Here is a 21,922-nt window from a genome sequence, read left to right on the forward strand (position 1 = left end):
CGATTTGCGTTTTTTTTATTATTAAAGATTAATCATTTGATTAATTCATTTGTTTAAATCAAAAAATTAATCTTAACTTTACTTAAGAATTTAAAGCATGAATACTGAAGAAATTTCCACCGAAGACAAAATTTTACTCGCCGCATCCAAAGTTTTTACAGAGAAAGGCTTTTCCGGCACACGAACGCGGGATATTGCAGAAGAAGCCGGAATTAATCTGGCACTTTTAAACTACTATTTTCGAACAAAAGAAAAACTGTTTGAACAGGTGATGAAAGTCAAAATCGTTTTACTTTTCGGACAAATCATTCCAATCGTGACGAATGAGGAAACTTCTTTAGAAGAAAAGATTGATTTAGCGAGCGTCAAATACTTTGACATTTTAACCAAGAATCCAAACCTTCCAATTTTCGTTTTAAGTGAAATTCAGAAGAAAACCTCCGACGTGAAATCACTTCTACCCTTTGATAAAGTTTTGAACAATTCATTCCTCATGCAACAGATTAAGGACAGAAAACCAGAAGTGAACCCTTTTCATTTCCTTATCAACTTTTTAAGCATGACGGTTTTTCCATTTGTTGGAAAACCGATTCTGCAATCTTTTGATTTGATGACTGATGCTGAATTTCAAAAATTCGTAGAAGAAAGAAAAACCATGGTTCCCATGTGGATCAAAATGATGTTAAATAATTAGCTGTAAAGCGGTATTCTTTAGTAAAATGTACAAATGTCCCATGTACAATGTAAAATATATAAAGCAGACGTTTGATTTCTCATGTCTCATATCTCATATCTCATGTCTCACGTCTCATGTCTCACGTCTCCTGTCTCACGTCTCCTGTCTCACGTCTGATTTCTAACCTCTAACCAACAATGAAAACTTTAAAATACTTACTTCTTCTCCTCTTCTTCTCTGGTAATGCTCAAACATTGACTTTAGAGGAATGTTACGGTTTGGCGAAACAGAATTATCCGCTTATCAAAAGGCATGAACTTATTTCGAAAACTAAAGAGTACAATCTTCAAAATGCCGCGAAAGGTTGGCTTCCACAAATTCAGATTATTGGTCAAGCTACCTATCAAAATGACGTCATCCAGTTCCCACTTTCACTTCCCAATATGACGATTGAACCTTTGAGCAAAGACCAATATAAAGTCTATGCAGATGTTCAGCAAAATATTTACGATGGCGGAATGATCTCGAATCAGAAAAAAATGGCAACCCTAAATTCTGAGATTGAATTACAAAAAACCGAAGTCGAAACCGATCAACTGGAATTGAGAATAAACCAAATTTATTTCGGAATTCTACAAACTAACGAACAACTTCAACAAACAGAACTGACCAAATCTGATATCACAAACGGACTTAAAAAAGCAGAAGCACAACTGGAAAACGGCGTTATCTATAGAAGTAACGTAGATGTTTTAAAAGCACAATTGGTCAATATTGATCAAAAACAATTGGAACTGGAATCGATGAAAAAAAGTTTCTTACAAATGCTTTCTCTTTTCATTAATAAAAATTTAGACGTAAACACGATACTTTTAAAACCGGAAAAAATTCTCATTCAAGACGAAAACAAACGCGCTGAACTGAAACTTTTCGAATTACAAAAACTTAGTTTGGACCAGCAAAAATCGAATATTAACTCGAAAAATCTGCCAAAATTCGGAGCATTCTTCCAAGGTGGTTACGGAAAACCGGGTTTTAATATGTTGAAAAATGAATTTGATGTTTTTTACATCGGCGGTTTGCGTTTAAATATTCCAATTTCTGGATTTTATACTAAGATAAATGATTTGGCTTTGGTAGAAGCTCAACAGCAGGAAATTGACGTTCAAAAGGAAAACTTCCTTTTTAATCAGCAGTTTCAGACCATTCAAAATAATAATGATCTCGATAAAATCCAGCAATTAATTGCGAAAGATGATGAACTTGTGATATTAAGAGAAAGTATTAAAAAAGCATCTTTAGCACAATTGGAAAACGGCGTTATTACGACGAATGATTATCTGCGCGACGTGAATGAACTTGACCGCGCAAAAAATCAAAAAATCACGCACGAAATTCAGTACTTGTTAACGCAATATAATCTGAAAGCGCAGCTTAATCAGTGATTCAGTATTTAAGTATTTGAGTGTTTGAGTATTTGAGTATTTGAAAATTAGATAAAAAGATTTAAATAAAAACTTCCGATGAAAAAATATATTTTACTTGCAATCATATTTTCCCTTGCTTCCTGCGACAATTCACATAATAACTACGATGCGTCCGGAACTTTTGAAGCCGAAGAGATCTTGGTGACGGCGAAAGCAAATGGAACCATTTTGAATCTTAATGTCGAAGAAGGTCAGATTTTAAAAATTAATGAAAAAGTTGGCGAAATTGATTCGAAAAGCATAGAATTACAAAAAGATCAGATCGTCGCAAGTATTGATGCCATCGACCAAAAAACAAATTCTGCGCTGCCTCAAATTCAGGTTTTGCAATCCCAGATTTCGGGACAATCCGCAAATGTTGGTGTTCTTCAGGAACAACTTCAAAATGCAATAAGAGAACGAAACAGAACAGCGAATTTAGTAGAAAAAGATGCTGCAACTAAAAAACAACTCGACGATGCAAATGGACAAATCAAAGTCATTCAAAAACAAATTTCTGCGGCACAAAGTCAGCTGAAGGTTTTGCAACAACAGATTTCAACAGCCAAAGAAAATGTTTCCATTCAAAACCGCGCAATTTTAAGTGAAAGAAAACCAACCGAAAAAAAGGTGGCTCAAATCGATGAACAGTTGAAAAACAACATGATTGAAAGTCCAATTTCCGGAATGGTTTTGACGAAATATCTAAATCAGGGCGAATTTGCAGTTGTTGGAAAACCCATCTTCAAAATGGCAAATTTAGATTTGATGACTTTAAAATCGTTTGTGACAGGAGATCAATTGCCACAAATAAAAATTGGTCAACAGGTAAAAGTGCTCATCGATTCTGCTGAAGGAAAAACCAAAGAACTTTCCGGAACAATTTACTGGATCAGCTCAAAAGCCGAATTCACGCCAAAAACCATTCAAACAAAAAACGAAAGAGCAAATCTTGTTTATGCGGTAAAAATTCACGTCAAAAATGATGGTTACCTCAAAATCGGAATGTACGGCGACGTAAAATTTTAATTTTCTGAAACTGCCAACTCTCAACTGAAAAAAATGAATTCAATAATCGTTCAAAATCTCACCAAAACTTACGGTAAGAAAAACGAAAAAGTTCTTGCTGTTGATCACGTGAGTTTTGAGGTGAATCATGGCGAAATCTTCGGATTGATCGGTCCGGATGGCGCTGGAAAAACTTCCATCTTCAGAATGTTGACCACGGTTATTCTACCCGATTCCGGTTCAGCATCCATTGAGAATTTTGATATGGTGAAAGATTATAAAGAAATCAGGAAAATTTTGGGATATATGCCGGGAAAATTTTCTCTTTATCAGGATTTAACAATTGAAGAAAATCTGGAATTTTTCGCGAGCGTTTTTAATACGACGATTGCTGAAAACTATGAATTAATCAAAGATATTTATATTCAAATTGAACCTTTTAAAAACCGCAGAGCCGGGAAATTATCAGGCGGAATGAAACAAAAACTCGCTTTGTGTTGCGCCTTAATTCACAAACCTAAAGTTTTATTTCTCGATGAACCCACAACCGGAGTTGATCCGGTTTCCCGAAAAGAATTCTGGGAAATGTTGCAGCGTTTAAAATTGCAGGGAATCACAATGGTAGTCGCAACTCCGTATATGGATGAAGCGGCTTTGTGCGACCGAATTGCCTTAATGCAAAATGGAAAAATTCTCTCCATTGATACGCCGGAAAACATCAGCAATTCTTATCCGGATGCTCTATTTGAAGTGAAAGCAGGTAAAACTTCCAGCGTTTTAAAAGCTTTAGAAAAATTCGACCTAAAGAAAAATGTTTACGCTTATGGAGAATTTGTGCATTTAACCATTGACAAAAATGAAAATTTTTCAGAGCAAAAGGTTGTAAAATATTTAGAAAAAGAAGGATTTGAAAATATCGAGATCAATCCGATAAAAGCCAGCATTGAAGATAGTTTTATCCGTTTATTATCTCATCATTTATGAATTCAGAAAATCAAAATATCGCCATTAAAGCAGAAAATATCACCAAAATTTTTGGAGATTTCATTGCGGTTGACAATATTACTTTTGAAGTGAAAAAAGGAGAAATATTCGGTTTCCTCGGTGCAAATGGTGCCGGAAAAACGACCGCGATGAGAATGTTCAGCGGACTTTCAATTCCAACTTCCGGAACTGCGACTGTTGCAGGTTTTGATGTCTATAAAGAAACAGAAAAGATCAAAAAAAATATTGGCTATATGAGTCAGAAATTTTCTTTGTACAACAATTTAACCGTGAAAGAAAACCTGGATTTCTTCGGTGGAATCTACGGAATCCCCAGAAAAGACTTAAAAATAAAACGGGATGCGCTCATCAAAAAACTCGGTCTGGAAAATGAAAAAAACAAATTGGTTTCGGAACTTCCATTGGGGTGGAAACAGAAACTTGCTTTTTCTGTCGCTATTTTCCACGAACCCGAAATTGTGTTTCTTGACGAGCCAACCGGAGGAGTTGATCCTGTAACGCGCCGACAATTTTGGAATATGATTTACGACGCTTCTGACCGCGGAATCACCATTTTTGTCACGACCCATTATATGGATGAAGCCGAATATTGCGACCGCGTTTCCATAATGGTTGATGGAAAAATTGCAGCTTTAGACACGCCATCAACTCTGAAAAAACAATTCAACGCGAAAAATATGGACGAGGTTTTTTATGAATTAGCGAGAGGAGCGAAAAGGTCAGAATAGATGATAGATAATAGATGATAGATGATAGATGGATGGAAATACAGATTATTTAAATCGCAAAAGAAGCAAAAGATAAATACAAATAAATAGTAAATCAAAAGTTTCAAAAAATAAAACTCACCTACTTTACACCTCTTGCAAACTTTTGATTTGCTAATTAATAAGAATGCTTTTGGAAACTTTTTGCGGTAAAAAAAATCTAGATCGAATATTAATTTAAACTAATTTATGATTAATTATTAAAATAAATGAAGCAACTTCTCACTTTTGTGAAAAAAGAATTCTGGCATGTTTTGCGTGACAGAAGGACTTTGCTAATTCTTTTGGGAATGCCGGTTGTGCAGATTTTGCTCTTTGGCTTTGCATTAAGCACGGAAGTTAAAAATACAAAAATTGCTATTTTAAATCAGGATAAATCCCAGAATTCCATTGAACTGATTTCAAAAATTAATGCAAATCAATATTTCGGTATTGACAAAAATTTGAGATCAACTGACGAAGCCGAAGACGCTTTCAAAGGCGGAAAAATAAAAATGATTCTCGTCATTCCAGCGCAGTTTTCCCAGGATATCATCAGTGGAAAAAAAGCACAACTCCAATTAATCACCGACGGAACTGACCTTAATCTGGCGAATCAGATCTATAATTTTATGTCGAATATTATCATGGATTTTTATGGGCAAAAAACATTTTCTCCAAATTCCGGAGTTCAACCGGAAATCCGAATGCTCTACAATCCGCAACTAAAAGGTGCTCCGAATTTCGTTCCCGGCGTTATGGCATTTATCCTTTTAATTATTTGCGTTTTGATGACTGCCATTGCAATTGTTCGCGAAAAAGAATCCGGAACGATGGAAATATTGCTCGTTTCTCCCATGAAACCCTACATTATTATTTTAGCCAAGGCAATTCCGTACTTCATTTTATCGATGATCATTTTAATTTCCATCCTCATTTTAAGCGTCACCGTTCTCAATTTACCCATCAAAGGAAATTTATTTTTACTCTTCGGAATCAGCATTATTTTCATCATCACCAATTTTTTGATTGGCATTATCATTTCAATTCTCACCAATACGCAACAAACCGCAATGTTAATTTCACTCATCGGAACCATGCTTCCAACCTTAATGTTGAGTGGTTTTATGTTCCCTGTAGAAAATATGCCCATTCCTTTACAAATCGTCGGAAACGTAATTCCCGCAAAATGGTATTACGAAATCGTAAAAAATATAATGATCAAAGGAACCGGCTTAGAAGTTGTCTGGAAACATGTTCTCGTCCTTTTTGGTATGATGATTTTCCTGTTCCTGGTTGCAGTGAAAAAATTTAAAATAAGATTGGAATAGAAAAAAAATAACAGACCGCTTCGCTGATAGATAAGAGATAATAGACCGGATTTTTTGGGCAGACATTTCCGCCTTCCACTCCCGCTTTTTTTTCTGGTAGCTTCGGCTCCGCTCAGCCACCAGAAAAAAAGAGCTCCGTTCAAGTCGGGCTGCAGATTTTTTATCATATAAAAAGTAAGATTAAAATAAAAGAAATTTAAATTTCCCCTTTGCTAAGCAGAGCGCCTTTGCGAACTTAAAAGCAGAAAAAAAGCAGCATTATAGAAAAAAAACTTTGCGGACTTTGCGTTTAAAAAATTAAGAAAAATAATGTTCAGAACACTTTTCATATTGATCAAAAAAGAATTCCTGCAAATATTCAGGAACAAATCAATTCTGGCCATTATTTTTATCATGCCTGTAATTCAACTGGTTATTCTCCCTTTGGCGGCAAACTACGAAATAAAGGACATCAAAATTGCCGTCGTGGATCATGACAAATCGACTGAATCCCGCGAACTCATTCGGAAAATTACGGCTTCAGGATATTTTAAAATCATCAATTATGGGGAAAGTTATAACAAAGCTTACGCAGAAATTGAGAAAGATAAAGCCGATCTGATCTTGGAAATCCCCAATAATTTTGAAAAAGATCTGGTGCGCGAAAACAACGAAAAAGTTCTCGTCGCCATCAATGCCATCAACGGAACAAAAGCCGGACTTTCTGCGAGTTATCTTGGTCAGATTTTACAGAATTATAATCAACAGGTTCAATTGGAAATGTCTCCGGAATTAGAATCTGCGAAAAAAATTTCGGGCTTAGAAATTGTGCCGACGTTTTGGTTTAATAAAAATTACAATTACCGACTATCCTTGGTTCCGGGAATTCTGGCGTTTCTCGTGACTTTGATCAGTGGATATTTAGCAGCTTTAAACATTGTTCAGGAAAAAGAAATCGGCACCATCGAACAGATCAATGTTTCGCCGATCAAGAAAAGAGATTTTATTTTAGGAAAACTTATTCCGTTCTGGATTTTGGCAATGATCGCTTTTACCATCGGACTTTTGGTGACCATTTTTGTTTACAAAATCCAGATGCAGGGAAGTTTTCTGCTGCTTTATGGATTTATTTCCGTGTATCTTATCACAATCTTAGGAATGGGACTTTTGGCTTCTGTTTATAGCGAAACTCAGCAACAGGCTATGTTTATGGTTTTCTTTTTTATGATGATCTTCGTTCTCATGAGTGGACTTTTCACCCCGATAGAAAGTATGGCAGATTGGGCAAAATATATTGCGTACGTAAATCCCGTAACTTATGGTGTGGACGGAATTCGTCTTATCATGCTGAAAAATAGTGGTTTCCGAGATTTGTTACCGCAATTTGGATTTATCATCGGATTGGGAACCGTAGCGATTTCCTGGGCGGTTTTGAGATATAGAAAGACGAATTAGATGTTGGAAGTTGGAAGTTGGAAGTTAAAAGTTAGACGTTAGATTTTAGATTTTAGATTTTTAAAAAAAACAATTAAAATTCATTATTTATGAAAAAAATAATACTTGTAATTTTTCTCTTGCTTTTCGGTGGAGTTACTTTATTTATGAGCAGTTCCGTTTTGTTCGACTGGTTCGGAATCCGGGCAAAAGAAGGCAATTTTGTTCCGTTTGTTGTTTGGGCAAACTGGGTTTGCGGAATTCTTTATTTGATTGCAGCATTCGGAATTTCGCGAAATCAAACCTGGGCAAAATTTCCCTTAATGATCTCCTTAATAATTTTAATTCTCGATTATATCGGATTATTTATTCACATTAATAACGGTGGATTATATGAAGCAAAAACCATTGGAGCAATGGCTTTCCGCACTGCAATTACCGCAATACTTCTATTCATAACTATAAAAATTTTAAAAAAATGAAAAAGATTATTTTATCCGCAATCTTAGGATTGGCAACCTTAATTTCCTGTGAGAAAAAACACGAAGAAAATGCAACCCATGAAAGTCATAAAACAGAGCAGGCCGCTTCCGGCGAACATGCAACTCACGACGATCACGAAAAAGCCGACGATCATGACGAAAGTGTAAGACTTGAACTGAATAACGGAGAAAAATGGGCAGTAAATCCGGAAATGAAACCGTATATCGCAGAAAGTGAAAACTTGCTTAATGCCTACGACAAAGAAAAAGGTGACTATCAGAAATTAGCAGCAGCTCTCACGAACAACAATAATAAGCTTGTGAAAAGCTGTACAATGAACGGTAAATCCCACGATGTACTTCACGCCTGGCTTTTGCCGCACATGCAGCACATCGACCATTTGAAGAAATCCGCGAACCGCGAAGAAGCCAACGAAACTGTGCACGAACTTAAGGAGTCGATGGACGAATACCATAAGTATTTTAATTAATAAACTCAAAATAAACCTTCGGAGAAATCTGGAGGTTTATTCGTTTTTCTTCGCATCTTCCCAAAGTTCATCCATTTCTGCTAAAGATAAATCTGCCAGATTGAGATTTTTTTCCAACGCCAGATTTTCCATTTTTTGAAATCTGGCAATGAATTTATTATTTGTTTTTTCTAAAGCCGAATCGGGATTGATACCGGAAATTCGGGCATAATTGACAAGTGAGAAGAAAACATCACCTAATTCCTGCTCTTTTTTTTCCAAATCAGTTTCCGCGTGAAATTCTGCTAATTCTTCGTCCACTTTTTTCCAGGCATCTTCTGCATTGGCAAATTCAAAACCGATTCCTTTTACTTTATCCTGAATTCTAAAGGCTTTAATCAAACTTGGAGTTCCTTTTGTGACACCGGAAAGAACGGATTTGTTGCCTTCTTTTAATTTTAGTTTTTCCCAGTTTTGCTTCACTTCTTCCTCATCATTCACTTCAACATCACCATAAATATGCGGATGGCGGAAAATCAATTTTTCATTTAAAGAGTTGATGACATCTCCAATATCGAAACTTCCTTTTTCAGAGCCAATTTTCGCATAGAAAACCAGATGCAGTAAAACGTCGCCTAATTCTTTTTTGATCTCCTCTAAATCCTCTTGAAGCAAAGCATCAGAAAGTTCATAAACTTCTTCCAAAGTTAAATGCCGCAAAGTCTGCAACGTCTGCTTTTGATCCCACGGACATTTTTCCCGCAGATCGTCCATAATATCGAGTAATCTGCCGAAAGCTTCTAGTTGTTCTGATCTGGAATTCATTTTAAATAGTTGATAGTTGATAGCTGTAAATTTACTTAAATAAAAAACCTTGTCAACATTTTGCATTTGACAAGGTTATATTTAAAAAATCAGGGAAATTATCCCATTTTTCTATGCGTACTTTTCGGCGCTCCTTTAGCAGATGAAGTTGACGCTTTTGCTTTTGGTGCCGCAGTTTTTTCAGTTTTCGGTGCAGCTTTTTTGGTTTCGATCTTATCTGTTAGTTCAGTTTTCTCCTCACCGGCTTCAGTTTCTGTTTTTACAAAACTTTCAGGGGTAATGTAACCCGCTTTGTGCAGAATATTATACCACTGCGCCAGTTTCTTGATATCGGAAACATATACGCGGTCGTGATCGTAATCACTCAGTGAGGCTGCCATAAATTCGCGCAGTTCGGCATCAGTGGATTTGTGAGAAATTGTCTCCTTATAATCACTGTTTTTAGCCACATTTTCAAAAACTTCAAACAAGGGAACTTCTCTGTCGAACGTAAACATGGCGATATTATCGAGCAAGCTTACCTGCGATGAATTGCCGATGCTCATTTTCTTTTTGGTTAAAACATCTTCGATGATGAAACCGTTTTTCAACTGTGAAATTAATTTGTAGAGACCCGGTTTTCCCGAGATCGAAATTATTTTTTCTAACTGCATATTCTAAGTTTTTTTGATTTAATTGTTTTTTTACCGAAGTTTTTTCGCGTAATTATTTTGGAAACCGCATTTTGTAAGTCACGGAAACCTCACCGTGAGTAATTTTCTGAAGTTTACCTTTTACAAGTTTCTTCTTCAGCGAGCTAAGATGGTCTGTAAAAAGTATTCCTTCAATATGGTCGTACTCGTGTTGAATGACACGGGCGCGCATATCTGAAAAAGTATCGGTATGCTTCTCGAAATTTTCATCGAAATATTCAATGGTGATGGTTTCGCGGCGTTTTACATCTTCGCGTACATCGGGAATTGAGAGGCAGCCTTCATTAAATTTCCATTCTTCGCCGGTTTCCTCCAGCATCTTTGCATTAATGAAAACTTTTTTAAAAGTCCGGAGTTCATCGGCGATATCCTCGTAATCTTCGTCTTCTGCGAGAGGCGAAAGGTCTACCACGAAAAGTCGGATGTCCATGCCGATCTGTGGTGCGGCGAGTCCTATGCCGTGTGCAGACTCCATTGTTTCAAACATATTGCTGATGAGTTCCTGTAATCCCGGTTCATCTTTCTGCACGTCATGGCATTGCTTGCGTAAAACAGCGTCGCCAAATGCACGTATTGGTAATATCATTTCTGTTTTTGTTCTAAAAAATTCTGCAAAATAAGCGTAGCGCTTACTTTATCGATTAGTCCTTTTTCTTCGCGTTTTTTCTTTGTTTTTCCACTTTGTGAAATAAAAAAAGACGCCATTTTCGAGGTGAAACGCTCATCAAACCGATGGATCTCGATTGCCGGAAATTCAATGCGGAATTTCTCAATAAATTTCACAATATCTTTTTCGACCTCCGAGAGGTTCCCTTTCAGGTCCGTGGGAAGGCCGATTACTATTCCATCAACATTATTTTCGGCGATATATTTTTTAAAAAAAACAAAAATATTTTTCGTCTCCACGGTGGGCAGACCGCTCGCGACAATCTGGAAGTCATCGGTTGCCGCAATACCGCAACGCGCTTTTCCGTAATCCACGGCGAGAATTTGACCCATAGTCTGCAAATTTAAGAAAAATTAGGGAACTGAATTTTATACTTTTTGAGATTTTTCTTGGTATTCCTGGCAAAATTATGTCTACTTTTATTTGTTCAAAAACTTCCCTGCATGAAGACACTTATACTTGTTCGGCACGCCAAAAGCGACTGGCCCGAAGATACGGCAGATTTCGACAGACCGCTGGCAGACAAAGGCTTACACGATGCTCAGAAGATGGCAAATTTTCTCAAGAGTAAAAATATAAGAATCGGTAAACTTGTTACAAGTCCTGCGTTGCGCGCACGCACTACCGCGGAAATTTTCGGTGAGGTATTTGGATTGAATGCCGAAACCAACCAGAAACTTTATAATCCTACAGAAGCACATTTTGAGTCGGCCATTTTTGATTTGGAGGAGCAGGTTGAAAGTGCAGCGCTGTTTTCGCACAATATCGGAATTTCAAATTTCGCGAATTCGATGTCGGAAGATATAATTATTTTCCCGACTTGCGGCGTGGCTGTATTTCAGATAGGTTGCGAGGCCTGGTCTGATTTCGAAAACGCTGAAAAGAAATTGCTCGCCTTTTACGAACCAAAAAAAATCTGATTTTTTTTCAAGAAGAACAGCAAAACAATATCTGCCTGACTCGCAATCATTTAATATAATAAGTAAGTTAAAAGACTGTTGCGGAAGATCTTTGCCAAAACTCTCGGCAAATGTTTAACAGGACTTTTTTGGCTTCAAAAAATCTTGAACATTCCACCCAAAATGTAAATATGAATCTACAATTCTTATTAGTTCGGCATGATAAAAAAAACCTTCCCAGAAATAAGGAAGGCCATTAATATTGAAAAATGCTTTTTGAGATTTTTTAAAAATGGACTAAGCATAAAGCGTTACTTTACGCGCTGCAAATCCAGATCTTCAAAATCAAAGCTGAAATCGGTGACATCTGAGATGGGTTTCATTTTCGCAGACTCTGCCTTTCCGTTTTCATCATAATTAAAGATTACAAAGGCATCCGCATCATAACTTCTGTCGTCCCACTTTGCGATGAAAGTGTTGTTTGAATACGGCAATAAGTCGCCCTGTAAGCGCGGTGAATTTTTACATGAAATCCTGTAATCTTTTCCGTCCTGTGATATTACCACATTACCAAACCAGGCATCTCGATATGTTCCTACAAACTGTTCTGCTCTAGGTTGTGCTTCTTTATTTTTCCGGAAAGTTTCGGACTGGGCAAAAATTTCTTTTTTCGCTTTGTCATAACCTTCGTTTACTTTCGCCATTCGGTCTCCGTAGATTTTGAGCCAGTTGCGGTCGGGAATACCCAGATATGAATCTTTTACCGTATTTGTAACCGCACTGAATGCGGCACCGCTCTGCTGATTTGTGAGCACTACAATACCGAGTTTCATGTCCGGGATCAGCGTGAACTGCGTCACCGTTCCGATGAGTCCGCCCGTGTGGTAAACTTGCTTGTGCCCTTTTACATCGGTTAAAAACCACCCAAGACCATAACCTCCAAAATTGGAATCGTAAGGATTTTTCAAGGCAACAGGTGTAGCGATCTGCAGATTCCATAATTGTTGGATCTGCTTATCGCTGACGAGTTTTTTACCTTCTTTTGTCGTAAAGCCGTTCATCAGAAAATCAGCCCAGGTAGTCATATCCTTAATATTGCTCAGGATTCCGCCCGCTGCATTTGCAGTTTCGTTCCAGTCATGGGGAACCTGAATCGCTTTACCGTTAACAGGTGCGTGCGCCTCGATAATATTCGCTGCATTTGCGGCTTTTGCACGGCTGTAACTGCCGAAACTGGATGTCATTCCCACAGGTTGCAGAATCCGTTGTTCGATAAATTCGGCCCAGGTTAAACCGGACACGCGGTGAATTATTTCACCTGCTACAATAAACATAATATTGTTATAGTCGAGCGTAGTGCGGAATGGATTTTCCGGTTTCAAATATCTTACGTTGTGGATGATATCATTAACACTCAACGGTCCGCCTTCAGGAAAAAACATAAGATCGCCTTGTCCGAGGCCAAGACCTGCGCGATGTGTCAATAAATCTTTTATCGTAACTTCTCTGGAGACATAAGGGTCGTACATTTGAAATTCGGGGAGATAGTCTGTTACCTTGTCATCAAAACTGAGCTTGCCTTCATCCGCCAACATGGCAAGCGCCGTGGCAGTAAAACCTTTGGAGTTTGAAGCGATTCCCACTAACGTATTTTCATCCATCGCCTGTTTACTGTTCAGCGAACGCACCCCGAAACCTTTGGCATAAATAAGCTGACCGTCTTTAATGATGCCGACAGACATGCCCGGCACATCGAAAGTTTTAATTGTTTTTTGAATAAGTTCATCGAGCTTTGCCGTTTCGATCTGGCCAAAAACCTGCGCTGCGGCGATCAAGATAAATAACAGGGAAAATTTTGATTTCATAAAAAAACTGTTTTTTCAAAGGTAGAAATTTTTTCGAAGAGTAAGTCTGAAAGCTTTTGCCGGGACAGCATTGCAAATGAAATGAAAATTTATCCCATCAAACAAAACCGGTCATCCGAATGATTCATTATTAGCGAATTTGTTTACGAGGAATTATCCTACGCTGATGAACATTTTCGTAATTTCGTACGACAAGACTTTAATACAAATACTTTTTGGTCTATATGAATCAACGCATAAATCTTTTGAAAACCGATCCAAGAGCTTACGAAGCAATGATTGGCCTTGAAAAATATCTTGCCCAAAGCGGACTCGACAAAAACCTTTACGAACTCATTAAAACACGCGCCTCGCAGATCAATGGCTGCGCCTACTGCATCAATATGCATACCCGCGATGCTGTAAAGCTCGGCGAAACTGAGCAGCGATTGTTTCTGCTAAATGCCTGGCGGGAAACCGATCTTTACACCGAAAAAGAAAAAGCAGTTTTAGCACTCACCGAAGCCATGACTTTAATAACGACAGGTCACGTACCCGACGAGGTCTACCAAAACGCTGCCCACCACCTAACCGAAGCAGAACTTGCCGCAGTTATAATGGCTGTTGTTGCCATTAACGGTTGGAACAGAATTGCTATTACCACGAGAATGCCCCTTGATTAGATCAATGAAGACAGAAGAAATAATTTCGCGCCTGGAGGAACTTAACCGCACAAGTCAGGAGCTGGACATGTCTGAAAAGGATAGACTGACTCTGCTGGAAAGTGTCTCAAACTATTCCAATGATTTCATTAATAATTTAAGCAGGAGTCCGGCTTTCAGTTCAAAGCCGGTAACCGGGCTGGAAATCACGACGCAGAAAAAACCGATTGAAGATTTACTGGATCTTTACCGGAAGCAGGTTGCAGAAAACGGCATCAATGCGGCATCGGGCAAACATTTGGGATATATTCCCGGTGGCGGTGTTTTTAGCGCGGCGCTGGCGGATTTCATTGCTGCGGTCACCAATCCTTTCGCGAGTGTATATTACGCCTCACCCGGCGCGGCCACGATTGAGAACGAGGTTGTCAACTGGCTGCGGAAACTTTTCTCCTTTCCAGAAAATTCCACTGGCTGTTTATCTTCAGGCGGCTCGATCTCCACACTTATCGCTTTCACGGCCGCACGCGACAGGCATAAGATCAAAAACGAACTTATCAGAAAAAGCGTAATCTATCTGAGTGAGCAGGTTCATCATTCAACCCAAAAAGCGCTGCGGATCATTGGCCTGGAAGACATTATTATACGATATGTTGACCTGGACGCCAACCACCGCATGCTGCCGCAATCTCTGCAAAAACTGATCAGCGCGGATCTTGCGGCCGGACTCAATCCGTTTATGGTGGTGGCGACTGCAGGCACAACCGACACCGGCGCCATCGACCCGCTCGATGAAATTGCTGAGACTGCGGAAAATCACAAAATGTGGTTTCATGTGGATGCCGCATATGGCGGGTTTTTCATCATGACTTCTAAAAAAGAAAAATTCCGGGGAATTGAAAGGGCAGATTCTATGATTACAGATCCGCACAAAGGACTGTTTATACCGTACGGCGTGGGGGCGGTAGTGATAAAGGACGGTGCCGCGGCGCTGCACTCCCATTATTATACGGCAAATTACATGCAGGATGGTGCCAATGAGGAAATGTTGAAAAGCCCGGCGAACGTGTCACCCGAACTCACAAAACATTTCCGCGGTTTGCGCGTTTGGCTGCCCTTGCAGCTTCATGGGACAGCGCCGTTTGCGGCCTGCCTGGAAGAGAAACTGTTACTCTTAGCCTATTTCAGGAAAAAACTGAGCGCACTGGGTTTTTGTTTAGGTCCGGAGCCTGATCTTTCGGTAAGTTATTTCTGGTATCCTTTCGAATCCCACAGTGATGCCAAAAACCGCAGATTAATGGAAGAGATCCACGCGGACGGTTCCGTGTTCTTAAGCTCATCCATAATTAATGACCGTTTCGTGATCCGGATCGCAATTTTAGCTTTCCGGACAAAAAAAGAAACTATCGACGAAGCGGTGGAAATGATCATTAAATGTCTCGCAAAAGTAAGGGCAACAAATTGAATCACTTCCTGACGTTTTTTGACAGATTAAATTATTAAAAGTATATACGGGAAATGACTGGAACAGAAAAGTCAGAATTTCAAGGCTGGATGAAAAAATGTCTGGAGCTTGCCCGAATCGCTAAAGCACGCGGCGACAGTCCGGTGGCCTCTGTAATCGTACAGGATAATGTGTTGATTGCTGAAGGAATTGAAGGCGGAAAAACACACAAGGACATTACCTGCCATGCGGAGATTGAAGCTGTACGAAACGCGGTAAAATATCTCGACAAAACCGATCTTTCAGATTGCATTTTGGTTACCACCCATGAACCCTGCATTATGTGCTCATACGTTATTCGCCACCACAAAATTCAGTTGGTCGTCGTAGGCGCAGATTCCGGTGAAGTTGGCGGGTACAGTTCCGCATATCCTTTGCTTTTAGACGAGACCATATCATCCTGGGTTAAGCCGCCATCAATTATCCGTGGAATATTGCAGGAAGAATGCGCTGCGCTGAAGAAGTAATCGAGGCAATTACTTATCACTTGAACGCAAATATCTTCTTTGATTTCCAAACTTAATAATCATGCAGATGGCCACGTGCAACAGAACTTATTGCTGTGGTGCAGAGAAAAATGCACCCGAAACGGTTTTGCTTTTTTTAATTTACTAACTTTGAGGGTGTAACGGGAGAAAACCTCAGACTGCTTGTTGCAGAATACTACCAGTTAGGGCCCGCCGTCATGAGACAGCAGGCTTATTTCAGAAAAATTCAATCCTCCAAATTCTTAAAAACATATACTATGGATACCGATATTTTTAATGTTAAAAAAAATCTGCAGACGGCCGAGGGCAATTTCACATATTACAGTCTGCCTGCACTTGAACATCAGGGTTATGAAATTTCCAAACTTCCCTTTTCTATTCGTATCCTGCTAGAAAACGCACTGCGGAACTACGATGGATTTGCAATTACAAAAGAAAATATCGATACCATCTTAAACTGGCGCCCACAGGTTTCCGACAAAGATATTCCCTTTAAGCCGGCGCGCGTGCTGATGCAGGATTTCACCGGTGTTCCAGCGGTAGTGGATATTGCAGCACTTCGGGCAGAAGTTGCACGAAAAGGTAAAGATCCCAACCGAATCAATCCGCTGGTTCCTGTAGACTTGGTAATCGACCACTCAGTACAGGTCGATTATTTCGGCACCGATTATTCCTATGACCGTAATATGGAAGAAGAATACAAGCGGAATCAAGAGCGGTATCAGTTTCTGAAATGGGCGCAGAATTCGTTTGACAATTTCAGCGTAGTTCCGCCGGGAATGGGAATCTGCCACCAAATCAATCTGGAATATTTATCCAAAGGTGTTATCGAAAGAAATGGCGAGGTTTTTCCCGATACGCTTGTGGGTACCGACAGTCACACACCGATGGTTAACGGGATTGGCGTAGTCGCGTGGGGCGTTGGTGGTATTGAAGCAGAGGCCGCTATTCTCGGTCAGCCACTGTATTTTATTATGCCGGAAGTTATTGGCTTGAAACTTACAGGAAAACTTCCGCTGGGATCTACAGCGACAGATCTTGTATTGACCATTGCAAACCTGCTTCGGAAATTTGGCGTGGTCGGAAAATTTGTAGAAGTTTTCGGACCCGGTCTGGCGAACCTTTCTGTGCCGGACCGTGCGACCATCGGTAATATGTCTCCCGAGTTTGGCTGCACTATTACCTACTTTCCTATCGATGATAAGACGCTTGAGTATATGCGGAAAAGTAACCGGTCGGAATCGCAAATTTCCCTGGTCGAAAATTACTGCAAAGCCAACATGCTCTGGCGCGAAAAGGAAGATGAAATCACTTATACCGATGTTCTGGAACTCGATATCTCAACCATTCAACCTACTGTTGCCGGTCCAAAGAGACCGCAGGATAGGATACTTTTAAAGGATTTTAAAGACACTTTTATCGATCTTTTACATACGTCTTTCAACAGAACGTATATATCTCAGGAAGACCGGGAAATCGAAAAATCGATCACGCGTTTCGATAATGAAGGTGGCGATCTGCCGGTTCCCGAATCTGAAGCGAAAGAACTCAATTCTGAAATTGAAACCAAAGAAAAAGACGGTTTAAAAACCGTATGGATCACGCGGGGCGAAGAGAAGTTCATGCTTTCAGATGGTGCTGTAGCAATTGCTGCCATCACTTCCTGTACAAATACATCCAATCCTTTTGTAATGATAGGTGCCGGACTTGTTGCGCGCAAAGCCCGTGAACACGGCATCGATGTGAAACCATGGGTAAAAACCTCACTTGCACCCGGCTCCAAGGTCGTTACAGATTATCTGGAAAAAGCAGATCTGATGAAAGATCTGGAGGCACTTCAGTTTCACCTCGTAGGTTACGGCTGTACCTCCTGTATCGGAAACTCCGGGCCGCTTTCGCCGAAGATTTCAAAAGCGGTGGAAGATAATAATCTGATTGTTACTTCGGTACTTTCCGGTAACCGCAATTTCGAAGCCCGCATCCATCCGCAGGTTAAAATGAACTTCCTCATGTCGCCGATGCTGGTTGTAGCTTATGCACTTGCAGGGCGTGTAGATATCGATCTTACAACGGAACCTTTAAGCTACGATTCCAACCAGGAACCTGTTTACCTAAAAGACATCTGGCCAACTGATGATGAAATCAATGAAATACTCAACCGCGTGCTCTCACCCACCGACTTTGCAAAAAATTACGATGAAATCTTTGATGGCAATGAGATCTGGCGAAACCTCGTAGTTCCTACGGGCAAGCTTTATGACTGGGATGAAAGTTCTACATATATCAAAGAAATACCATTTTTCCACGATATTTCCCGCGAAACCGAACCTTTGAAAGACATTCAGAATGCGCGCGCTTTACTCGTTTTGGGTGACAGCGTAACGACAGACCATATTTCACCGGCAGGTGCATTCAGTGAGAACTCGGCGGCAGGGCAATATTTACTGAGTAAAGGTGTGCACAAAGATCATTTTAACTCCTACGGTTCGCGCCGTGGAAATGACGAGGTAATGGTCCGTGGCACATTTGCAAATGTCCGGATCAAAAATAAACTGGCTGAAAAAGAAGGTGGTTTCACCTCTTACCTGCCGACAGGACAGGAATTATCGGTTTATGATGCAGCAGTTCTTTATAAAGAAATGAAAACGCCGCTGCTTGTGCTTGCTGGTAAAGAATATGGCAGTGGTTCGTCGCGCGACTGGGCGGCAAAAGGAACTTTTCTTCTCGGCATCAAAGCGGTTTTGGCAGAAAGTTACGAGCGAATCCACCGCAGCAATTTGGTCGGGCTCGGCGTTTTGCCGCTCCAATATAAATCGGGTGAAACAGCACAAAGCCTCGGTCTGACGGGTAAAGAAACCTTCACTTTTACCGGAATTGCACAGGACATAAAACCGTTAAAGGAAATACAGGTCAGAGCTCAGGGCGAAAACGGAACAGAAATAACGTTTTCGGTTATTGCCCGGTTAGACTCGCTGATCGAAATTGAATATTACCGAAACGGCGGAATTTTACAATATGTCTTACGACAGTTTTTAGAAAAATAAAATTTAAAAATCAGGACAAATGGAAAGACATGATTTATACCCAGAAACCACCAAAGATCTGGCGGATAAAAAAGCAGCATTAGCACCAAAAAACATTGAAGCCTGGCGAAATTTCAGTAAAACAGTTTTCGAAGCGGGTGCGCTGGATGAAAAAACAAAACAACTGATCGCGGTAGCCGTTGCGCACGTTACGCAATGTCCGTACTGCATCCGCTCCCATTCTAAACAGGCTCTGAGAAAAGGCGCAAGTAAAGAACAAGTTATGGAAGCGATCTGGGTCGCCGCCGAAATGCGCGCCGGAGCCGCCTACGCCCACGCCACTATCGCAATGGATGAAATGGAACTCACGAAAACACACTGATTTTTTTAGGACAGATTTTGAAGAAGTATCTTTACAGATTATTACGCTCAAAAGAAACAGCAGCAATGTATGCCAACAGAAAAAAACAGCCCTGAAAAAACCAGGCTCCATCCAAGAAATAAAAACCGCGAAAATTACGACCTGGAAGCTTTAAAAACTGTAGAACCGCAGCTCCAGACCTACATTAAAACGAACAAATACGGTAGTGATTCTGTGGATTTTGCTGAGCCGCGCGCCGTAAAGCTTTTGAATAAAGCCTTATTAAATTATTATTACGGTATTAAAAACTGGGATTTTCCTGACAGCAACTTATGTCCGCCAATTCCCGGTCGTGCAGATTACCTTCATTATATGGCAGACCTGCTCACACAAAGTAATTTCGGAGTTTTACCAATGGGAAACAGAATCACCGCTCTGGACATTGGTGTGGGTGCAAGCTGTATATATCCCCTGATTGGTGTTGCAGAATATGGCTGGAATTTCATTGGTTCCGATGTGGATGCTGAATCCATCAATTCCGCTTCCCAAATTATAACTTTAAACGACAGCCTTTCAGGAAAAATTGATTTGAGACTGCAGAAAAACGGCGAACTTATCTTCGAAAATATAATTGGGGATCAGGAAACAATTGATCTTACCTTTTGCAATCCACCATTTCACTCCACGGCTGAAGAAGCGGAAAAAGGCAGTCGCCGAAAAGTGCGTAACCTCAGTCGTAAAAAGGTACAAAAGCCGGTCCTCAATTTTTCGGGTGTAAGTGCCGAGCTGGTTTATGAAGGTGGCGAGAGTGCTTTCATCATTAAAATGATTAATGAAAGTGCACACTTTGCGAAAAATTGCTTCTGGTTCTCAACGCTGGTTTCGAAACAGTCGACTTTAAAAGGTATTTATAAAGCGCTGGAACACCAGGAGATTACAGAGATAAAAACCATTGCCATGGGAACAGGAAATAAATCCAGTCGGATCGTCGCATGGTCGTATCTTGCAAAGGAAGAACAGAACGAATGGCGGCAAAGCCGTTGGCGCGGAACGGCGCGTGCCCGTTAAAAAAATCCTAAAATTTGAAAAAAATTTTTTAAAAAGATATTTTATTAGGAACCGCATACTTTGGAGAGCTAGAAAAAATCACAATAAGTGTTTTACTTTACCGGTTTCGCCCTAAAATTAATTTCACTTCTGATTTATGCTAAACTGCTTCAGTAGAATTAAAATCTTGCTTGGTAAAAACAATTTCCTCACTCTTAAAATAAACACAAATGAAAAATCGCAAACTGATCATTATTCTTATTTTTCTTATGCTGTCTGTCGGGAATTTCAGCAGGTTGACACACAATGATGAGATACGACCCATTGAATTTCTTTCTATTTTTCTGATCGGTGTTTTCAGCGGATTATTAATTAGTGAACTCGTTGTTATCTTCCGCGCACGCAAGCAGAATTCCTCTGTTATACAGCGTTAACACCCCGTAAAAGTTTGCTGTTTACGTAATCTTCTGCCATTTAGTGCAGCGGGTATTTCCTTATGTCAATAAAACGATAATAGTACAAATACACTTTGCATTCATTACGTTATTACCAACATAAAATCAATAACTATTAATAATAACCTTAAAAAAACAGAAAATAGTTGTTTATTCTGAAACGATTTCGTAATTTCGCCTTAAACACAAATGAAATGACGAATAAAATTATTCTTTATGGTAAGCAGCGTCTTTACCTGGACAGTTTAGTGAGCCTACTTGAGCAAAGTGAATTCCAAAACACCTCAACCTTTCAGGCCTTTTCCCATCTGGAAAACGTGGAAAATAATATTTTTGAGAAAGATACTGTACTCTTTCTCAATATCAGCGGTTTCAATACGGGTGAAATATGTGCATATATTGAGAAGCTTCTAAGGATTAATAAGTCCTTAAAGATCATGATTCACTCGGACCTTCCGGACGCGCGGATAATAAAAAGGGTATTTGACAAAGGTGCCAAATGTTATCTGTGGCTTAACACATCGAAAAACGAATTTCTGGAGGCACTGCGTGCTGTGCGGGCGGGTAATATTTATATCAGTGAAGCCGCAAAAAATAATCTTTTCAACTTTATTTGTCATGCCGACAAAATGAAAAGCCACAGTACAAATGTGGAATTAACGGGCCGAGAAAGAGAAGTACTCTACCTCATCTGCGAAGGTTTACGGTCGCGTGAAATAGCAGAAAAACTTTTTATCAGCACGCACACGGTAGAATCTCACCGAAGAAATATTATGCTGAAATTAAATATTAACACCATAAATCTCCTGGTAAAATACGCGCTCGAAAATAATTTGGTCGAACATTAAGAAAAAGTAACTA

23 protein-coding genes are annotated in these 21,922 nt (G+C 39.7%); 18 read left to right on the forward strand and 5 right to left on the reverse strand.

The genetic code is table 11. From position 1 onward, the window contains the following. Positions 1-97: 97 nt before the first annotated feature. From H562_RS0104965 to H562_RS0105010, 9 genes are all read left to right on the forward strand, one after another. On the forward strand, positions 98-694 hold the full coding sequence (locus tag H562_RS0104965; protein WP_027376493.1) for a TetR/AcrR family transcriptional regulator: 597 nt from the start codon (positions 98-100) through the stop codon (positions 692-694). A gap of 179 nt (positions 695-873) precedes the next feature. Next, entirely contained in the window at positions 874-2,121 is a 1,248-nt protein-coding gene (locus tag H562_RS0104970) for a TolC family protein (protein WP_027376494.1), read from the forward strand. Positions 2,122-2,199: 78 nt separating this feature from the next. Next, positions 2,200-3,171, forward strand: coding sequence for an HlyD family secretion protein (locus H562_RS0104975; protein ID WP_027376495.1), 972 nt, complete (start codon positions 2,200-2,202; stop codon positions 3,169-3,171). A gap of 33 nt (positions 3,172-3,204) precedes the next feature. Then, positions 3,205-4,134: an ABC transporter ATP-binding protein gene (locus tag H562_RS0104980; RefSeq protein WP_027376496.1), complete on the forward strand. Its 930-nt coding sequence runs from the start codon at positions 3,205-3,207 to the stop codon at positions 4,132-4,134. Further along, on the forward strand, positions 4,131-4,883 hold the full coding sequence (locus tag H562_RS0104985) for an ABC transporter ATP-binding protein (RefSeq protein ID WP_027376497.1): 753 nt from the start codon (positions 4,131-4,133) through the stop codon (positions 4,881-4,883). The genes H562_RS0104980 and H562_RS0104985 overlap by 4 nt, the downstream gene beginning before the upstream one ends. A 248-nt stretch (positions 4,884-5,131) precedes the next feature. Then, complete coding sequence (locus H562_RS0104990; RefSeq protein ID WP_027376498.1) at positions 5,132-6,232, forward strand: ABC transporter permease; 1,101 nt, start codon at positions 5,132-5,134, stop codon at positions 6,230-6,232. Between the two features lie 309 nt (positions 6,233-6,541). Further along, complete coding sequence (locus H562_RS0105000) at positions 6,542-7,666, forward strand: ABC transporter permease (protein WP_034690681.1); 1,125 nt, start codon at positions 6,542-6,544, stop codon at positions 7,664-7,666. Positions 7,667-7,755: 89 nt separating this feature from the next. Further along, the gene (locus tag H562_RS0105005; protein ID WP_027376500.1) at positions 7,756-8,127 is read left to right on the forward strand and encodes a hypothetical protein; all 372 of its coding nucleotides are present in this window, start codon (positions 7,756-7,758) and stop codon (positions 8,125-8,127) included. Beyond that, on the forward strand, positions 8,124-8,618 hold the full coding sequence (locus H562_RS0105010) for a hypothetical protein (protein ID WP_027376501.1): 495 nt from the start codon (positions 8,124-8,126) through the stop codon (positions 8,616-8,618). The genes H562_RS0105005 and H562_RS0105010 overlap by 4 nt, the downstream gene beginning before the upstream one ends. A 36-nt stretch (positions 8,619-8,654) precedes the next feature. On the opposite strand, the gene mazG is transcribed toward H562_RS0105010, so the two are convergent. The 4 genes from mazG to ruvX form a co-directional block, all read right to left on the reverse strand. Then, positions 8,655-9,422, reverse strand: coding sequence for a nucleoside triphosphate pyrophosphohydrolase (gene mazG / locus H562_RS0105015; RefSeq protein WP_027376502.1), 768 nt, complete (start codon positions 9,420-9,422; stop codon positions 8,655-8,657). Between the two features lie 98 nt (positions 9,423-9,520). Further along, complete coding sequence (locus H562_RS0105020; RefSeq protein WP_027376503.1) at positions 9,521-10,075, reverse strand: DUF5606 family protein; 555 nt, start codon at positions 10,073-10,075, stop codon at positions 9,521-9,523. A gap of 52 nt (positions 10,076-10,127) precedes the next feature. Next, complete coding sequence (def, locus tag H562_RS0105025) at positions 10,128-10,700, reverse strand: peptide deformylase (RefSeq protein WP_027376504.1); 573 nt, start codon at positions 10,698-10,700, stop codon at positions 10,128-10,130. Further along, positions 10,697-11,113, reverse strand: coding sequence for a Holliday junction resolvase RuvX (gene ruvX / locus H562_RS0105030; protein WP_027376505.1), 417 nt, complete (start codon positions 11,111-11,113; stop codon positions 10,697-10,699). The genes def and ruvX overlap by 4 nt, the downstream gene beginning before the upstream one ends. Before the next feature lie 111 nt (positions 11,114-11,224). Here ruvX and H562_RS0105035 point away from each other — a divergent pair, with 111 nt between their 5' ends. After that, positions 11,225-11,701, forward strand: a complete 477-nt coding sequence (locus H562_RS0105035) for a SixA phosphatase family protein (protein WP_027376506.1) — start codon at positions 11,225-11,227, stop codon at positions 11,699-11,701. A 290-nt stretch (positions 11,702-11,991) separates the two neighbouring features. On the opposite strand, the gene H562_RS0105040 is transcribed toward H562_RS0105035, so the two are convergent. After that, positions 11,992-13,545, reverse strand: a complete 1,554-nt coding sequence (locus tag H562_RS0105040) for a serine hydrolase (RefSeq protein WP_027376507.1) — start codon at positions 13,543-13,545, stop codon at positions 11,992-11,994. Positions 13,546-13,769: 224 nt separating this feature from the next. Between H562_RS0105040 and H562_RS0105045 the strand changes: the two genes are divergently transcribed. The 8 genes from H562_RS0105045 to H562_RS15345 all read left to right on the forward strand — a co-directional run bounded on the left by H562_RS0105045 (position 13,770) and on the right by H562_RS15345 (position 21,909). Further along, entirely contained in the window at positions 13,770-14,207 is a 438-nt protein-coding gene (locus H562_RS0105045) for a carboxymuconolactone decarboxylase family protein (protein WP_027376508.1), read from the forward strand. 4 nt (positions 14,208-14,211) lie between these two features. Then, complete coding sequence (locus tag H562_RS0105050; protein WP_027376509.1) at positions 14,212-15,648, forward strand: pyridoxal phosphate-dependent decarboxylase family protein; 1,437 nt, start codon at positions 14,212-14,214, stop codon at positions 15,646-15,648. A 53-nt stretch (positions 15,649-15,701) separates the two neighbouring features. Continuing rightward, positions 15,702-16,154, forward strand: coding sequence for a nucleoside deaminase (locus H562_RS0105055; RefSeq protein WP_027376510.1), 453 nt, complete (start codon positions 15,702-15,704; stop codon positions 16,152-16,154). Positions 16,155-16,432: 278 nt separating this feature from the next. Then, complete coding sequence (acnA, locus tag H562_RS0105060) at positions 16,433-19,219, forward strand: aconitate hydratase AcnA (RefSeq protein ID WP_027376511.1); 2,787 nt, start codon at positions 16,433-16,435, stop codon at positions 19,217-19,219. A gap of 19 nt (positions 19,220-19,238) precedes the next feature. Next, complete coding sequence (locus H562_RS0105065; protein WP_027376512.1) at positions 19,239-19,580, forward strand: carboxymuconolactone decarboxylase family protein; 342 nt, start codon at positions 19,239-19,241, stop codon at positions 19,578-19,580. 69 nt (positions 19,581-19,649) lie between these two features. Further along, the gene (gene rlmF, locus H562_RS0105070; protein ID WP_027376513.1) at positions 19,650-20,627 is read left to right on the forward strand and encodes a 23S rRNA (adenine(1618)-N(6))-methyltransferase RlmF; all 978 of its coding nucleotides are present in this window, start codon (positions 19,650-19,652) and stop codon (positions 20,625-20,627) included. Positions 20,628-20,836: 209 nt separating this feature from the next. After that, positions 20,837-21,040, forward strand: a complete 204-nt coding sequence (locus tag H562_RS0105075; protein ID WP_027376514.1) for a hypothetical protein — start codon at positions 20,837-20,839, stop codon at positions 21,038-21,040. Positions 21,041-21,255: 215 nt separating this feature from the next. Further along, on the forward strand, positions 21,256-21,909 hold the full coding sequence (locus H562_RS15345) for a response regulator transcription factor (RefSeq protein WP_051190399.1): 654 nt from the start codon (positions 21,256-21,258) through the stop codon (positions 21,907-21,909). Positions 21,910-21,922: the final 13 nt, after the last annotated feature.

The organism is Kaistella palustris DSM 21579 (assembly GCF_000422265.1).
GTDB classification, from domain to species: Bacteria; Bacteroidota; Bacteroidia; order Flavobacteriales; family Weeksellaceae; genus Kaistella; species Kaistella palustris.

Coding starts and splice junctions, on each gene's coding strand:
- H562_RS0104965 (WP_027376493.1), top strand. CDS start 98: ATGAATACTGAAGAAATTTCCACCGAAGACAAAATTTTACTCGCCGCA.
- H562_RS0104970 (WP_027376494.1), top strand. CDS start 874: ATGAAAACTTTAAAATACTTACTTCTTCTCCTCTTCTTCTCTGGTAAT.
- H562_RS0104975 (WP_027376495.1), top strand. CDS start 2,200: ATGAAAAAATATATTTTACTTGCAATCATATTTTCCCTTGCTTCCTGC.
- H562_RS0104980 (WP_027376496.1), top strand. CDS start 3,205: ATGAATTCAATAATCGTTCAAAATCTCACCAAAACTTACGGTAAGAAA.
- H562_RS0104985 (WP_027376497.1), top strand. CDS start 4,131: ATGAATTCAGAAAATCAAAATATCGCCATTAAAGCAGAAAATATCACC.
- H562_RS0104990 (WP_027376498.1), top strand. CDS start 5,132: ATGAAGCAACTTCTCACTTTTGTGAAAAAAGAATTCTGGCATGTTTTG.
- H562_RS0105000 (WP_034690681.1), top strand. CDS start 6,542: ATGTTCAGAACACTTTTCATATTGATCAAAAAAGAATTCCTGCAAATA.
- H562_RS0105005 (WP_027376500.1), top strand. CDS start 7,756: ATGAAAAAAATAATACTTGTAATTTTTCTCTTGCTTTTCGGTGGAGTT.
- H562_RS0105010 (WP_027376501.1), top strand. CDS start 8,124: ATGAAAAAGATTATTTTATCCGCAATCTTAGGATTGGCAACCTTAATT.
- mazG (WP_027376502.1), bottom strand. CDS start 9,422: ATGAATTCCAGATCAGAACAACTAGAAGCTTTCGGCAGATTACTCGAT.
- H562_RS0105020 (WP_027376503.1), bottom strand. CDS start 10,075: ATGCAGTTAGAAAAAATAATTTCGATCTCGGGAAAACCGGGTCTCTAC.
- def (WP_027376504.1), bottom strand. CDS start 10,700: ATGATATTACCAATACGTGCATTTGGCGACGCTGTTTTACGCAAGCAA.
- ruvX (WP_027376505.1), bottom strand. CDS start 11,113: ATGGGTCAAATTCTCGCCGTGGATTACGGAAAAGCGCGTTGCGGTATT.
- H562_RS0105035 (WP_027376506.1), top strand. CDS start 11,225: ATGAAGACACTTATACTTGTTCGGCACGCCAAAAGCGACTGGCCCGAA.
- H562_RS0105040 (WP_027376507.1), bottom strand. CDS start 13,545: ATGAAATCAAAATTTTCCCTGTTATTTATCTTGATCGCCGCAGCGCAG.
- H562_RS0105045 (WP_027376508.1), top strand. CDS start 13,770: ATGAATCAACGCATAAATCTTTTGAAAACCGATCCAAGAGCTTACGAA.
- H562_RS0105050 (WP_027376509.1), top strand. CDS start 14,212: ATGAAGACAGAAGAAATAATTTCGCGCCTGGAGGAACTTAACCGCACA.
- H562_RS0105055 (WP_027376510.1), top strand. CDS start 15,702: ATGACTGGAACAGAAAAGTCAGAATTTCAAGGCTGGATGAAAAAATGT.
- acnA (WP_027376511.1), top strand. CDS start 16,433: ATGGATACCGATATTTTTAATGTTAAAAAAAATCTGCAGACGGCCGAG.
- H562_RS0105065 (WP_027376512.1), top strand. CDS start 19,239: ATGGAAAGACATGATTTATACCCAGAAACCACCAAAGATCTGGCGGAT.
- rlmF (WP_027376513.1), top strand. CDS start 19,650: ATGCCAACAGAAAAAAACAGCCCTGAAAAAACCAGGCTCCATCCAAGA.
- H562_RS0105075 (WP_027376514.1), top strand. CDS start 20,837: ATGAAAAATCGCAAACTGATCATTATTCTTATTTTTCTTATGCTGTCT.
- H562_RS15345 (WP_051190399.1), top strand. CDS start 21,256: ATGACGAATAAAATTATTCTTTATGGTAAGCAGCGTCTTTACCTGGAC.